16 protein-coding genes are annotated in these 15472 nt (G+C 39.2%); 3 read left to right on the top strand and 13 right to left on the bottom strand.

Annotated features, from left to right (window positions below; translation table 11 throughout):
* Positions 1-254 precede the first annotated feature (254 nt).
* Positions 255-2363 (top strand): TonB-dependent siderophore receptor, encoded by a 2109-nt coding sequence (locus I6F65_RS08750; protein ID WP_024610659.1) that lies wholly within the window; start codon positions 255-257, stop codon positions 2361-2363.
* Between the two features lie 811 nt (positions 2364-3174).
* On the opposite strand, the gene recA is transcribed toward I6F65_RS08750, so the two are convergent.
* Together recA and I6F65_RS08760 are read right to left on the bottom strand one after the other, a co-directional pair.
* Positions 3175-4218 (bottom strand): recombinase RecA, encoded by a 1044-nt coding sequence (gene recA, locus I6F65_RS08755; protein WP_024591486.1) that lies wholly within the window; start codon positions 4216-4218, stop codon positions 3175-3177.
* 68 nt (positions 4219-4286) lie between these two features.
* Entirely contained in the window at positions 4287-4775 is a 489-nt protein-coding gene (locus I6F65_RS08760; protein ID WP_024610512.1) for a CinA family protein, read from the bottom strand.
* A gap of 21 nt (positions 4776-4796) precedes the next feature.
* Between I6F65_RS08760 and mutS the strand changes: the two genes are divergently transcribed.
* Positions 4797-7382, top strand: coding sequence for a DNA mismatch repair protein MutS (mutS, locus tag I6F65_RS08765; RefSeq protein WP_024610513.1), 2586 nt, complete (start codon positions 4797-4799; stop codon positions 7380-7382).
* Between the two features lie 160 nt (positions 7383-7542).
* Here the strand turns inward: mutS and rpoS are convergent, their stop codons facing one another.
* The 11 genes from rpoS to I6F65_RS08820 form a co-directional block, all read right to left on the bottom strand.
* Positions 7543-8514: an RNA polymerase sigma factor RpoS gene (gene rpoS / locus I6F65_RS08770; RefSeq protein ID WP_024610514.1), complete on the bottom strand. Its 972-nt coding sequence runs from the start codon at positions 8512-8514 to the stop codon at positions 7543-7545.
* A gap of 32 nt (positions 8515-8546) precedes the next feature.
* Positions 8547-9371, bottom strand: coding sequence for a peptidoglycan DD-metalloendopeptidase family protein (locus tag I6F65_RS08775; RefSeq protein WP_166110594.1), 825 nt, complete (start codon positions 9369-9371; stop codon positions 8547-8549).
* Between the two features lie 42 nt (positions 9372-9413).
* On the bottom strand, positions 9414-9992 hold the full coding sequence (locus tag I6F65_RS08780) for a YqaA family protein (protein ID WP_166110597.1): 579 nt from the start codon (positions 9990-9992) through the stop codon (positions 9414-9416).
* Between the two features lie 9 nt (positions 9993-10001).
* Complete coding sequence (locus I6F65_RS08785) at positions 10002-10640, bottom strand: protein-L-isoaspartate(D-aspartate) O-methyltransferase (protein WP_024610517.1); 639 nt, start codon at positions 10638-10640, stop codon at positions 10002-10004.
* Entirely contained in the window at positions 10630-11394 is a 765-nt protein-coding gene (surE, locus tag I6F65_RS08790) for a 5'/3'-nucleotidase SurE (RefSeq protein ID WP_024610518.1), read from the bottom strand. The genes I6F65_RS08785 and surE overlap by 11 nt, the downstream gene beginning before the upstream one ends.
* Positions 11375-12427: a tRNA pseudouridine(13) synthase TruD gene (gene truD / locus I6F65_RS08795; protein ID WP_024610519.1), complete on the bottom strand. Its 1053-nt coding sequence runs from the start codon at positions 12425-12427 to the stop codon at positions 11375-11377. Before truD ends, surE begins: the two co-directional genes overlap by 20 nt.
* Positions 12424-12921, bottom strand: coding sequence for a 2-C-methyl-D-erythritol 2,4-cyclodiphosphate synthase (gene ispF, locus I6F65_RS08800; RefSeq protein ID WP_166110600.1), 498 nt, complete (start codon positions 12919-12921; stop codon positions 12424-12426). The genes truD and ispF overlap by 4 nt, the downstream gene beginning before the upstream one ends.
* Entirely contained in the window at positions 12918-13619 is a 702-nt protein-coding gene (ispD, locus tag I6F65_RS08805) for a 2-C-methyl-D-erythritol 4-phosphate cytidylyltransferase (protein WP_166110604.1), read from the bottom strand. The genes ispF and ispD overlap by 4 nt, the downstream gene beginning before the upstream one ends.
* Positions 13609-13896, bottom strand: coding sequence for a cell division protein FtsB (ftsB, locus tag I6F65_RS08810; protein ID WP_166110607.1), 288 nt, complete (start codon positions 13894-13896; stop codon positions 13609-13611). Before ftsB ends, ispD begins: the two co-directional genes overlap by 11 nt.
* 44 nt (positions 13897-13940) lie before the next feature.
* The gene (locus tag I6F65_RS08815; protein ID WP_024610523.1) at positions 13941-14573 is read right to left on the bottom strand and encodes a hypothetical protein; all 633 of its coding nucleotides are present in this window, start codon (positions 14571-14573) and stop codon (positions 13941-13943) included.
* A gap of 75 nt (positions 14574-14648) precedes the next feature.
* Positions 14649-15128 (bottom strand): DUF2947 domain-containing protein, encoded by a 480-nt coding sequence (locus I6F65_RS08820; RefSeq protein ID WP_024610524.1) that lies wholly within the window; start codon positions 15126-15128, stop codon positions 14649-14651.
* Positions 15129-15188: 60 nt separating this feature from the next.
* On the opposite strand from I6F65_RS08820, the gene I6F65_RS08825 reads away from it, so the two are divergent.
* Complete coding sequence (locus tag I6F65_RS08825; RefSeq protein ID WP_024594065.1) at positions 15189-15428, top strand: DUF1653 domain-containing protein; 240 nt, start codon at positions 15189-15191, stop codon at positions 15426-15428.
* The last annotated feature ends 44 nt before the right edge of the window (positions 15429-15472 follow it).

The following is a 15472-nucleotide window of genomic DNA, read 5'->3' on the forward strand; positions in this document are numbered from 1 at the left end:
AATTAAAAGAAAATTAAAAATAGTAATGCATCGCCAACACCATAAAAAATTCAAATAAAGCCCAGCAACCCATAGCCCACTTTATAAACAATATCGAATAATACTATTAACAGATTATTCTATCCCCATTAGTTAGATGCAAATACGCTTGTAAATGATAATAGTTTTTGTTTGAGTTTGTTAATTCTAAATAGTAGAATATGGCTATTATTTAAATAAACTCAAATAATATTAAATATTAATTAAGGGAAAACATGAAACTCAATCGCACTTTTGCACTTTCTTCATTAGTTTTAGCCATGGGTTTTTCAGCTCAAGCACAAGAAACATCAACTAAAAATATAGTTGAAAATAACAATGAACAAATGGAAGAAATATTAATAGTAGGTGTACGTCAAGATCGAGTTAGCCAAGGTGCTACCGGTTTAACTATGGAGCTTAACGAAACACCACAATCTATTAGTGTAATTGGCGCAGAGCAACTTCAAAACTTTGCAGCAAATAGTATTAATGACGCATTGAAAATGGCCACGGGTATTACTGTAGAACAAGGTGAAACTAACCGCACACGATACACGTCTCGTGGTTTTGATATTAAAAGTACTCAAGTTGATGGTGTTGGTCTACCTAATAACTGGGGTCTTGTTACTGGTGCTATGGAAAGCTACGGTTATGAAAAAATAGAAGTTATTCGTGGTGCAAATGGGCAATTAACAGGCGTTGGTAATGCAGCTGGTACTATTAATTATGTTCGAAAACGCCCAACAAATGAGAATGAAGGTGAAGTAGGTATTTCTGTAGGTACTTATGGTTTAAAGCGCTTACAAGCTGATTATTCATTTTTGTTAACAGATTCTGGTAGTTGGGCTGCACGTGTTGTTGGTGCTGCAGAAGGTTCTGATTCATACCTTGATGGTTTAGAAAACGATCGTACTTACTTCTCTGCTGTAGTTGATGGACAACTTACTGGTAATTCAACACTTTCATTTGGTGCTTCACATCAAGATGCGAATACAGATGGAACCATGTGGGGAGGATTACCACTTTCATATGCCGATGGCACACAAGCAGAATGGGATGTAAGTACAAGTACAACCCAAGAGTGGACTAAATGGGATACTCTTAATACCACAGCTTTTATTGAATATACTTATGTATTCGATAATAACTGGGAAATTAAAACAACTTATAATTACCAAGACTCAGAAGATCAAAGTAAATTACTTTACCTTTATGACGCTTATGGAATGTTTGATAGTGAAACTAATTTAGGTTTAGTCAGTATTCCTGGACGATATGATACAGAATTCTCAGCTGATTTATTTGATATAACAGCTAAAGGTGAGTACAGCTTGTTTGGCCAAGAGCATGAGTTAATGCTTGGTGGTAGTATTTCACAAAGTACATCTTACTCTTTTACTAACTCTTACGATGCAGCAACAACTGAAGCTTATGGTTTAGCGCCTGCTTTTCCATACGCATTAGATGCGATTGCTGAGCCTATTTGGGGTGAACGAACTAAGTATGCTGATATTGATGTTACTTTGAAGCGTTTTTTTGGTTCTACTAAATTAAACCTAACAAGTGACTTATTTGTTATTGCGGGATTTAACGCTATCGATTATGAGCGCACAGGCTTTAGCCAAGGCGTTGATATAGATAATGATGAAAGTGAGGTAAGCCCTTACCTTGCAACAACGTATGCAATTAATGATGATGTTAATGTATATGTAAGCTATTCCGATATTTATCAGCCACAAGAGCAATACGATTACGATGGTAAATTTTTAGATCCAAGTAAAGGTGTTAATTACGAAGTTGGAGTGAAAACTCAATGGTTTGATGATCAACTACTTGCAACCTTTGCCGTATTTAGTGCAAAACAAGATAATATTGCAACTTATGCAGGGCTAAACGCATCTGGATTTACTTACTATAAAGGAGCTGATCAAGATACCCAAGGCTTTGAATTAGAATTAACCGGACACATAACTGATGATCTAAATGCTGTATTTGCATATACATACTTAGATATAAATGATGACGCAGGCGACAGTTCTCATGAATGGGAACCTGAAAATGTTGTTAATTTTTCATTAGATTATACGCTGCCTCAGCTACCTGAGTTTCAGTTTGGTTTAGCCGGTAAATGGCAATCAAAAACAGAAAATATAGCCAGCAATGTTAAGCAGGATTCTTATTTACTTATGAACGCATTTGCTCGATGGGATGCTAGCGAAGACTTATCAATTCAAGCTAACATTGATAACATTACAGATGAAAAACATATTACTAGCTTAGCCAATGTTGGTTTTTATGGCTCTCCTATTAGCGGTAAAGTTAGCTTAACTTATCGCTTTTAAAGTTCTATTTTAATTAGGTCGCATTCTTTAACTATTAGGGCGTGTTTATCTTTGGTGGTTAAATTTTCAGCAACATGTTTGGTTTTTAGGCAAGGCAGAGCCTATATAGTGTGGTTATTCCTCATAAATAGCCGATAACGCAGCATAAATATCAAACATGCGCTGCCATTTGGGTTCTTTCTAGGGACGATTAACTCTTTGTTGCCTACATGGATGTAGGTAAGGGGCGTGAGCAGGACGCGGAAGCTTTGCTCGATTTTTACTTAGTCCACTAGGTTACAAATCTCACGCCGCGATTTAACCGCCCCTAGATTGAACAAATTTTAATCCACAAAGATCAACACGCCCTAAAGAATGCTTTTATCTGATTAAAACGTATAGCGTATGATCGCTCTGCTCTTCATTTAGTATAGTAATTACTAATACAGTGCCTACTCATGCGCGATGTAACCGTAGATTTTTATAGGTTAAATTAAAAAACGACACATTTTTAATGTGTCGTTTTTATTTTATCTAACCTGAACTCTGGTTAAGAGATTTACTAACGTATTGAATCATAGTGGTATTTAAATTTATTTTCTCTAGCCAGAGATTTTCAGTGGAAACAAGGCGAATTTACGCGTCAATAGCTGGCCTATTGCAAGTAAATTCAACGCAGTTAGCGCTGAAAATAGCTGCTCGAGATAGATTTATTATCCAGAGCTCAGGTTATCTACTTTAAGTTTTTAATAACAAAAAAACGCTAATCATTACTGATTAACGCTTTTTAAAGCTCGGGTCAAATCAAGCTTAAAAACTCATTTTGAGGCTGTTAAAGATCAGCGTCATCGCCTAACTTATCTTCACCATCATCTGGTTCAATAGTTGCTTTTAATAAAAGCATTTCGCGTAACTTGCCTTCAATCTCATCTGCAATTTCTGGGTTTTCTTTCAAAAACTTAATTGAGTTAGATTTACCTTGACCAACCTTGTTGCCACAGTAGCTATACCAAGCACCTGCTTTTTCAACAATTTTATGCTTAACGCCTAGGTCAATTAGCTCGCCTTGCTTAGAAATACCTTCACCATACATGATGATAAATTCAGCTTGTTTAAACGGCGGCGCTACTTTGTTTTTAACAATTTTAACGCGAGTTTCGTTACCAACAACTTCATCGCCTTCTTTAACAGAACCAATACGACGAATATCAATACGTACCGATGCGTAAAACTTAAGTGCATTACCCCCCGTTGTTGTTTCTGGGTTACCAAACATAACACCAATTTTCATGCGGATTTGGTTAATGAAAATACATAACGTGTTAGAGCGTTTAATGTTACCAGTAAGCTTACGTAATGCTTGCGACATTAAACGGGCTTGTAAGCCCATGTGCGAGTCGCCCATGTCGCCTTCAATTTCAGCTTTTGGTGTTAGTGCAGCAACCGAGTCAATTACAACAACATCTACTGCGCTTGAGCGTACTAACATGTCACAAATTTCTAGTGCTTGCTCACCGGTATCTGGTTGAGATACAAATAATTCATCTATATTTACACCCAATTTTTGGGCATATACTGGATCTAGAGCATGCTCAGCATCAATAAAGGCACATGTTTTGCCTTCTTTTTGTGCTTCTGCGATAACTTGTAAAGTAAGCGTTGTTTTACCAGATGACTCAGGTCCGTATACTTCAACAATACGTCCCATAGGTAAACCACCTATGCCTAAAGCAATATCAATACCTAATGAGCCTGTAGATACAGATTCAATGTTTAACGCTTTGTTATCACCCAATTTCATAATTGAGCCTTTACCAAATTGACGTTCAATTTGTGATAGTGCTGCGTCCAACGCTTTTTGTTTGTTATCGTTCATTTTGTTCTCCAAATCCGGCTAATGCAAACAAGTATACTGTATGAAATCACAGTATCAAGCTAATTTTATTATTTTATCTCATTTATTACACTTTTTAATGCAAATACAATAGCTTGCAGCCTTACTTGAGCCCTGTCGCCGGTAAATATTTGTTTATAGGTCAGTACTTTGTCATTAATTTGTATGCCAAACCACACAAGTCCCACTGGTTTACCTTCAGTTGCCCCGCCAGGTCCTGCAATACCCGATACAGCTATAGATATATTTGCGTTTGTTGCCTTAATTGCACCTAGTGCCATTTCACGTACTGTCTGCTCGCTCACAGCACCAAATTGCGCTAATGTACTGGCACTTACATTTAGTAAGTCTTGCTTTGCTTGGTTGCTGTAAGTTACAAATGCGCGGTCAATATAAGCAGAGCTTCCGGGCGTATCTGTAAGTGCATAACTCACTCCGCCACCAGTACATGATTCAGCACTAGTGATCCATAAGCATTTATCCGTTAAAATAGCGCCTAATTGCGCAGCAAGTGTTTTAATCTCTTGATGTAATTCCATATTCAGCCTTTGGGTAAATACATGTCGTTTGATCTTTATGCACCACACACTATAAAACAACAAACCCCTATGATGCAGCAGTATCTAAAAATAAAATCAGAGCATCGCGATATTTTATTGTTTTATCGTATGGGCGATTTTTACGAACTCTTTTTTGACGACGCAAAACGCGCCGCTCAACTACTCGATATTTCGCAAACTCATCGCGGTAAAGCTGGCGGCGATCCTATCCCTATGGCTGGCGTGCCTTATCATGCGGTAGAAAACTACTTAGCACGCTTAGTTCAAATGGGTGAATCAGTTGCTATTTGTGAACAAGTTGGTGACCCTGCAACTAGTAAAGGTCCTGTCGATCGTAAAGTTGTTCGTATTGTAACGCCAGGTACTATTTCAGATGAAGCCTTGCTACAAGAACGACAAGACAATCTACTTACCAGCGTTTGGCAAAGTAAAAAAGGTCTATACGGTATTGCGTACCTCGATATTAACTCTGGTCGTTTTAACGTTGTAGAGGTTAACACCGACGAAGCCTTTAGCTCAACTATTCAGCGCTTAGCTCCGGCAGAACTTCTGTATAGCGAAAGCTTTGAAAATTTTCATCTAATTGAACATATAAAAGGCGCTCGCCGCCGCCCTGAGTGGGAGTTCGATTTAGACACCGCGCAACACTTATTATGTGAGCAATTTGGCACTAAAGATTTAGTTGGTTTTGGGGTCGATAAAGCCCATAGTGCGCTTGTTGCTGCAGGTTGCCTAATGCAGTACGTAAAAGATACACAACGTATTGCATTACCACATATTCGTGCAATTACACTTGAGCACAACGAACACGCTGTTATTTTAGATGCCGCAACCCGTAAAAATTTAGAACTTACCGTTAATCTATCAGGTGGTTTTGAAAACACACTTGCCCAAGTGCTTGATAAAACAGCAACACCTATGGGCTCTCGTTTACTTAAGCGCCGTATTCATACACCTGTACGTAATAAAGACGAGCTAAATTCACGCTTAAATGCAATTAGCGCTATTTTAGATGTACAGCTGTGCGGTGAATTACACGAATCATTAAAAGAGATTGGTGATGTAGAGCGAGTTATTGCACGCCTAGCTTTATGCACAGCTCGCCCGCGCGATTTAACTCGCCTTCGCAGTGCATTACAAGCACTTGCGCCACTACACACTTTGTTAGGTGATGCTAACGATCCTCGTATTACGGGTATTATCAAGCACTCGCCTGAGCTCCCTGATTTACAAGAATTATTAGAACGTGCGGTTATAGAAAATCCACCAGTACTAATTCGTGACGGTGGCGTTATTGCCCCAGGTTACAACAGTGAGCTTGATGAATGGCGTAACTTAAGTAAAGGTGCAACCGATGTACTTGATCAACTAGAGTTACGTGAACGCGAACGCACAGGTATTAGTACGCTTAAAATTGGTTATAACCGCGTACATGGCTTTTTTATTGAAGTAAGCCGCGCCAATGCCCACTTAGTGCCAGCCGACTATATTCGTCGCCAAACGCTTAAAAATAACGAACGTTATATTATTCCTGAGCTTAAAGAGCACGAAGATAAAGTACTTGGCAGCCAATCAAAAGCACTTGCACTTGAAAAGCAACTATACGAAGAGTTGTTTAGATTTATTGCTCCACATATTGAACAGCTGCAAATGATGGCAGCAGCATTAGCTGACTTAGACGTGTTAAACAATTTAGCTGAGCGTGCATTTGCATTAAATTATGCAAAACCAGAACTGTGCGATAACGACAATATAAGCATTAAGCAAGGTCGTCACCCCGTTGTTGAACAAGTAATGAAAGAACCGTTTATTGCCAACCCTGTTGAGTTAAACAGCCAGCGTAAAATGCTCATTATTACGGGTCCAAATATGGGTGGTAAATCAACTTATATGCGCCAAACAGCACTTATTGTACTAATGGCTCACATTGGCAGTTACGTACCTGCAGACAGCGCTAAAATAGGTAATATTGATCGCATATTTACACGTATAGGTGCAAGTGATGATTTAGCATCAGGTCGTTCAACCTTCATGGTAGAAATGACCGAAACAGCGACTATTTTAAATAATGCCACAGCGCAGTCTTTGGTATTAATGGATGAAATTGGTCGCGGTACAAGTACCTACGATGGGCTCTCGCTTGCATATGCAACAGCCGATCATTTAGCGTCAAAAATATCAGCTAAAACATTGTTTGCTACACACTACTTTGAGTTAACAGAGCTTGCAGAGCAAACCACTGGTCTTGTAAATGTACATCTTGATGCAATAGAACATAACGATACAATCGCCTTTATGCACACAGTACTTGATGGCGCAGCAAGTAAAAGCTTTGGCTTGCAGGTAGCTGCTCTTGCGGGTGTGCCAAAAGCTGTTATTGCACAAGCGAAACAAAAACTTAAGTTACTCGAAAATCATCAAAGCGTTACTGCACCAAATACAGAGCAACAAGCATTTACCTTTAATAACGAAGCTGCACAAAGTACACCTTCAGAAGTAGAAGAGCAGTTAAGCGCTATCGACCCTGATAATTTATCGCCACGCCAAGCGCACGATTTGTTATATAAGTTAAAAGCACTGCTTTAAATTTGCTTTATTTATACCAATCTACTTATATATAGGATTTATTTAATTCGTTAAATTGTTCAAATATTTATGCAGGTTGGTATTTAAGCATAAAAAAAGCCGAAGAATAAATTCTTCGGCTTTTTAACACACATAGTCTATTAAGTAATTTGCACAGTTATTAAAACTGGTTAAATAAGCTATCTGTACTTAAACCTTCTTGCTGCAAAATGTCTTTTAAACGACGTAATGCTTCAACTTGAATTTGTCTTACACGCTCACGAGTTAAACCGATTTCACGTCCTACATCTTCAAGTGTTGATGGCTCATAGCCAAGTAATCCAAATCGGCGTGCTAACACTTCGCGCTGCTTAGGATTTAACTCACCTAACCAATCTACAATGTGTTTGTTGATATCATTGTTTTGCACTTCGCCTTCAGGGCCCGCACTCTTTTCATCTGGGATGATATCAAGCAGTACACTGTCGTTTTCACCACCAATAGGCATATCTACAGATGCTATTCTTTCGTTAAGACGCAGCATTTTTGTCACATCTTCAACGGGTCTGTCTAGACTAGCTGCAATTTCTTCAGCAGTTGGTTCATGATCGAGTTTTTGAGTCAGCTCACGAGCTGTTCGCAAATAAACGTTAAGCTCTTTAACAACATGAATAGGTAAGCGAATAGTACGAGTTTGATTCATAATGGCACGTTCAATTGTCTGACGTATCCACCATGTGGCGTAAGTAGAAAACCTAAAGCCGCGCTCTGGGTCAAACTTTTCAACCGCACGGATTAAACCAAGGTTACCTTCTTCAATTAAATCAAGTAGAGCGAGTCCACGATTGTTGTAACGTCGTGCAATTTTAACAACTAAACGTAAGTTGCTCTCAATCATTCGTTTGCGTGATGCTTCGCAACCTTTTAGAGATTTACGAGCAAAAAACACTTCTTCTTCTGCACTTAATAATGGAGAAAAACCAATTTCGCCAAGATAAAGTTGGGTCGCATCTAAATTTTTAGTGACTTCGTCTTTGGCAAATATATCTTCGTCATCTACTTTTTCAAGTAACGGTGTAGCTTCTTCAATGGCGGTATCATCGAACTTATCTTCATTCATGATGTTTTTATTAAGTTTTGCTGCGCTAGCCATAGGCCCTCTCCCGAGCAATTATCGATTCCTAGCTAGGGTAGGTATTTAGCAGGATTAACAGCTTTTCCTCGGTAGCGTATTTCAAAACGAAGTGCCGTGACCAAAGATTCAGAGTTACCTATTTCTGCTATTTTTTGTCCTACCTTAACTTCCTGCTTTTCTTTAACAAGTAATTTCGAGTTATGTGCGTAAGCACTTAGGTAATCATCATTATGTTTCAATATTATTAAACTACCATAACCACGAAGAGCATTACCCGCATACACCACCGTTCCTTGTGCTGCGGCTAAGACGGAAGCCCCTTTTTTATTAGTAATCTGCAAGCCTTTGTACCCGTTTTCCTTATTAGAAAAGCGTTTAGTAATTTTACCCTTTGCAGGCCAAAACCACTTTACCTTACTGCTCGACAAATGCTCTGTATTACTAACTTTGTTACTGGCTTGTTTCTGAACATACTCTCGTTTTTTTGGAGGATCAAGCTCTTTCTTTAATTTTATGTTATTTTTTTGTTTGTTTTTTATAGACTTTTTACTCGAATTCGTATATTTTTCATCCCTTTTTATTTTTTTAGTCTGGGCTAGTAGAGATATACTCTGTCCTGGAAATATTGTATAAGGTACTGGTATTTCGTTATTTTTTGCAAGAAGTCTAAAATCTTGACCCGCACTAAAGGCAATTGAATATAAAGTATCGCCTTTTTGCACTTTATAATGGCTGCCTGTTATGTTAATTTTATGTTTAAACTCATTAACATTATTATTTAGGCTACTGACAGGTGCAGGAACGTGACGAGACGAGCAAGCAAAGAGAAAAATACTAATAAATAAAGCAACATAACACCTTAATTGTTTATTCATCGTACTTAGCGCCTTTTGTTAATAAAGTTGTTTTTATAAAGCTTAACGCAATAAAAAGTATGCAACGACAATTAATGCAACTAATCCCCAGCCAAGTATTTCAATATACTGACGTAATTTTTTCTCCATTTTTGCTCCACCCCATTTCATTAAGGCTGAAACTAAAAAGAACCGTGCACCACGCCCAATAGCTGATGCTATTAAAAAAGGCAAAAACGCCATTTGTAAAACGCCTGCACCAATCGTGAATACTTTATAAGGGATCGGTGAAAAACCAGCTAAAAACACCACCCAAACACCATAATCTTTAAACCAATTTAATGCGATATCAAACTTTTCCTGCCAATGCATTTGTGCAATAAGCGGCTCTACAACAGGTTCAAATAGCCAAAAGCCGAGTAAATAACCAACTATCCCCCCAACAACAGACGCTACAGTGGCAAAGCTGGCAAAACGCCATGCTTTTTTAGGTTGCGCAAGCGACATAGGCGCCAGCATTACATCGGGCGGTATCGGAAAAAAAACTGACTCAGCAAAGCTCATTGCAGCTAAATAACGCTCCGCATGACGGTGTTTTGCCCATACAAGGGCCATATCGTATAACTTAGTAAACAACTTCAAAATGAATTCCTATTCAATATCACCAGGTACCAATGGTACAAACCTTACTGGTGCAATAATATGCTCTTTATAATTATCGCCTTTGCGAATAACCATTATTAATTTTTGATCAATCTCGCCTATTGGTGCTAATAGCACGCCACCATCAGCAAGCTGAGCAAGTAAATCTTGTGGAAGCTTAGAGGCCGCAGCAGTCACTATTATGCCATCAAATGGAGCTTGTGATTGCCAGCCTTGCCAACCATCACCATGCTTCATGGCTACATTGTATAAATCGAGTTTTTGTAACCTTCGCTTAGCCTGCCATTGGAGTGCTTTAATACGCTCCACCGAATAAACTTTAGAAAAAGTTTTAGCTAATATCGCTGTTTGATATCCAGAGCCAGTACCAATCTCAAGGACTTTATCGCGTACACCAGCAAGGCGTAATAGCTCGGTCATACGGGCGACAATATAAGGTTGAGAAATGGTTTGTCCTTGCCCTATAGGTAGAGCTGTATTTTCATAAGCTTTGTGTTTTAGCACATCGTCTACAAAAACATGACGCGGAATATCAGCAATAGCACCGAGCACTTGAGTATCTTCAACGCCTTCGCGCTTTAGTAAATCAGATAACGCTTTAGCACTGCGGGTATAATTAGCGAGCACGATTTATCTCCAAATCGGCAAGCCAGTCTCCCACCGCTTTTAAACTGTCTTTAGCAGTCATATCAACGCTTAATGGGGTAACCGATGCATAACCATTATTGATTGCATAAAAGTCAGTACCCTCACCTGCATCGCTTTCTGTACCTAGCGATCCATACCAATAAATATCACGACCCCACGGATCGGTTTGCTTAGTCATGGTTTCGGCTTTATGACGAGCGCCTAAACGTGTTACTTGCACCCCTTTTAATTCACTTAATGGAATATCGGGCACATTAATATTTATGATTTGATCTTTAGGAAGCGGATGCGAAGCCAATCCTTTAATAATGTTTACCGTAACAGCTGCAGCTGTTTCAAAGTGCTCACCTTTATGTGAGCAAAGTGATACCGCAATTGCAGGTAAGCCCAAATGGCGTCCTTCAGTCGCAGCGGCAACGGTGCCAGAATAAAGTGTATCATCGCCCAAATTAGCGCCATGATTAATACCCGCAACAACTAGGTCTGGTTTTTCATCAACCAACTGATTTACACCTAAATGTACGCAATCTGTAGGCGTGCCATTAACAGACATAAAACCATTTTCGAGTTTTGTAGCTCGCAGCGGGTTCATTAACGTTAAAGAATTACTTGCGCCACTACAATTACGATCAGGCGCAACCAAAGTCACTTCTGCAATTTGTATCAATGCTTGGTATAAAACGGCAATACCTTTAGCGTTTACGCCATCATCGTTACTTAACAGTATCTTCATTTATGCCATCATCCTTTTCTTTTCGCTCTCGAGGGCTAGCATCTTTATAATCCACCAGCTCACGTAATAATGCGGTTGCAAAGCACCCTTTAGGCAAACCAAAACTCAGTTTTAAACTAGTTTCATCTATGGTCTCAACCGTTAAGTTCTGAGGAATTAAACGCAGCATTCTTCGCTCATTTTTAAGACCTAACTCACCTAAGCCATCACACCATGTTTGATAAGGTTCGAGCCATATTTTTTCTTGTTCGGTTAAGCCTTTTTCACTTTTACCAACCATAGGTGCCGACATCATAATATCGCCAGACGCTAATCGCTCTATGTTTTCATCGTTAATAGCATCTTCAAAAAATGCATTACTGCCGCTAAGCATAAACACTTCACGGTGCATCGTTTTAGCTAAACCATGTTCGGCTACACGTAAATTTACTATTTGATTAAATACATGCGAGCGCGCCGCTGAAATAATAATACCGCGCAGCTTTTTATCGCGAATACGCTCACCGGCAAACATTTTCTCAGCCATTACTAAGTTATGACCGCCATGTCCAAAACGCTGCTCACCAAAATAATTAGGTACACCTGCGCGTACTGCGTTAATACGGCATAAAATATCAAGCGGCTCGGTCACGTTACGAAGCGTAATAGTAAATTTATTACCTTTGTGGCAACCCGTACGTAATTTACGGTCGTGGCGCTGTTGCGACACAATAAAAATACTCTCACTATTTAAATCGCTAAAATCGATAGGCTTTTTAATCGGTACTTTTACGCTAAACCACTGCGAGCAAACACCGTGGCGATCTTTCATGCCTGCGTAACTTACGTCTCGCGGTGAAACACCTGCACGCTGGGCAATTAGCTTTGCAACATATTGCGTGTTTTCGCCCTTTTTAACTACCTGCAAACACACGTGTTCGCCGCTGCCGGTAAATTCTATACCAAGGTCTTCATCAACCATAAAATCTTCGGCAGTGGTTTTAAAATCTGCTTTAGAAAGCGGTGCACCGTATAAATAATTTAAATTGCTCATGCGTTTTTTGTACTCGCAAGCTCTTTATTCATAATAACCACTGCATGGCTCGAAATACCTTCTTTACGCCCTTCAAAGCCTAGCTTTTCGGTTGTAGTTGCTTTAACGTTAATTTGCGAAAGGTCACAATTTAAATCGCAGGCTAAATTAGCGCGCATAGCTTGAATGTGTGGCAGCATTTTTGGTGCTTGAGCAACAATAGTTACATCGCCATTACCAAGTACATAACCTTGCTCTTTAGCTAAGCTCACAACATGGCGAAGTAAAATACGACTGTCGATGTTTTCATACTCGCTTGCCGTATCTGGAAAGTGCTTACCAATATCGCCCATAGCTAGCGAGCCTAAAATAGCATCACATAATGCATGAATAGCGACATCGCCATCTGAGTGCGCTAAAAAGCCTTGTGGATAATCTATTTTTTCACCACAAATAGTTAACGGACCTTCGCCGCCAAATTTATGTACGTCAAAACCATGACCAATTCGTATCATAATGCACTCTCGTTTTGTTGTTTATGTAATAAAAACCCAGCCAAGTCTAAATCCTCTGGCGTGGTTATTTTAATATTATCGCTGCGACCTGCTACAAGCTTTACTGGTTTACCTGCCCACTCTATTGCGCTTGCTTCATCAGTAATAGTTGCACCACTTGATAATGCGCTTTGCAGTGCATTTTTAAGCTCGTCATATTTAAATAATTGCGGGGTAAGTGCTTGCCATAAATCATCTCGTGGCACGGTTTGATCTATATGAGTGTCACCACGTTTTATAGTGTCTTTTACTTTGCTAGCTAAAATACCGCCCTCATCAACACTTATACATTCATTAATTAATCGCTCTATATCAGTAATATTAACTAATGGGCGCGCAGCATCATGCACCAATACCCATGTTGGTGGATTAGGTGCTAAAAAAAGTAAACTATTGAGAACTGAATCAGCACGCTCTTTACCGCCACGGGCACGAACAATACGTGTATCAGTAAAAGAAAGCGCTTCAAAATATGGGTCGCTGTCACTAACAGCAACAACAATAGTGTTTAACTGAGGTAATTGAGAAAGTTTAGCTAAGGTATGTTCTAAAATGGTTTTACCGGCTAATTGTATATATTGCTTAGGGGCATTGTGTTGCATTCTACTGCCAACACCCGCTGCGGGTACAATTGCAGCAATGGTCTGTTTATTTGCCATATTGTTTGCCCGGTAAAACACGAATAAATGTTTCGTCCGGTTTAATCATTCCTAGCTCGTTACGTGCACGCTCTTCAATACCTTCTTTGCCAACTTTTAAATCTTCAATATCAGCAGTTAATACTTTATTTCGTTTAATAAGCTTTTCATTAGTTTGTTGATGCGACGCTACAGCACTTTTTAGTCGTGTGTAGTCTTGTACGCCATTGTGACCAAACCATAATCTATACTGCACAAACAGTGCTAAGCAAAGTAGGCCAGCCTGAAAATATCGCATTTAACACTCCTTATTTTAAATTTATAATTACCACAACCAAACAATTAGGCTAAAGGACGTTTTATATTACGCCAGTTTATATTGCCAGCTAATAGCATTTCTCGTAGCGATAAAACTCGCGGTATACAACGCTTTGAAAATTGCCACTGATGCCCACAACACGCAGCTGCTAGGCTCACTTTATTAGGCTTAATTAATTGCACATTTTTTTGATCTAACCCATTGCCAAAAAAGTCAAACCAACCAAGCTCATTGCAATGCAACTTATTGTCGCTTACTTGATCAATACTGTCTATTCTAAGACGAGTTTGGTCGTGCTCTTTGAGTAAAACCGGTACTATTAGCCCAACTTTGGCATACTTTTGATAAAAAAGTTCATTAGCCTGATCATTAACATCGGGTGGTGTCGGTTTTTGCTTTTCAAGCCATGTGCCGTTTTGCGCATCAAGCGTAAAAGGAGAGCGACTATTAGCAACTAAAGTAGCTGCTCGCTCAACATAATAAGGTAAACTTTTTAATTGGCGGCGTAGCTTATCAGCATTAGGCTCTGCAACTAATCGTTGAACCTCACGCTGATAAAATGCATTACACAACTGTGCATACAACACTTTTTGTGCATCAGTTTGCCAAATTTCTACTTGCTGCTGAGCACCAAGTGACTGATTTTTAGCGACCAATAGCTGTACTCAAAAATATTTAGGTAAATGTTTTATAACACAATAACGAACATTTTTTAAGCACCGCGTATTAATTTAAGCGCTAGGTTTTTCACCTAACTTGGCATTACCCGACTCTAAAAATTGCACAACCGTATTTCGTTTTTTACCAATTAACAAACTACCATCAGCTAAAAACATAAAGTTTTGCCAATTGCGTTTAAATACATCAAAGGTTGTTTCAATAATATTATCGCGAGCCATACAAAAATAAACGGTGGTATTAGCTTCCCAACCTAAAAAAGTTAAAATAGCTTCTGGTGGCAACGCATCACCATTTTCCCACGCATCTTCCCAATTAACTTCTTGGCTAAAGCTTTTATCTTGTCCGCACCAATCGGTGTCGTCAAAAAAATCTGGGTGATCAAACTCACGGCTCACCATCGTTGTCCAAAGGACAGCAGCGCGTTCATGGCTCATTGGTTTAATGTTTGCAGCATCTTCGTCTGAAACAGGAATGTCTTTGTGGCGAAAAACCCACGCTTTTTTGTAATCATCTAAAGAAATATAGTTCATAGTGTCGGCAAATTAGTTAGCATTAAAAGTGCAAAGCCAAATTATACAAGAGATCAAAACATGACTACAGCAATAAAACCACTTTCACTCAAACCAGGCATATACCAACACTACAAAGGGCCGCAATACAAAGTTGTTCATGTTGCCACCCATAGCGAAACCGAGGAGCAGCTTGTGATTTATCAAGCGCTATATGGTGAATTTGGTATGTGGGCGCGCCCACTTAGTATGTTTTTAGAAACTGTTGAAAAAGAAGGTGAGGTCATACAGCGTTTTGCCTACCTTGGACCTGCCGTTTAACTATGGCATTATAACAAAATAACTTACTCCTCAGACCAGACAAG

The sequence above is a fragment of the Pseudoalteromonas sp. SWXJZ94C genome, assembly GCF_015864385.1.
GTDB lineage: Bacteria > Pseudomonadota > Gammaproteobacteria > Enterobacterales > Alteromonadaceae > Pseudoalteromonas.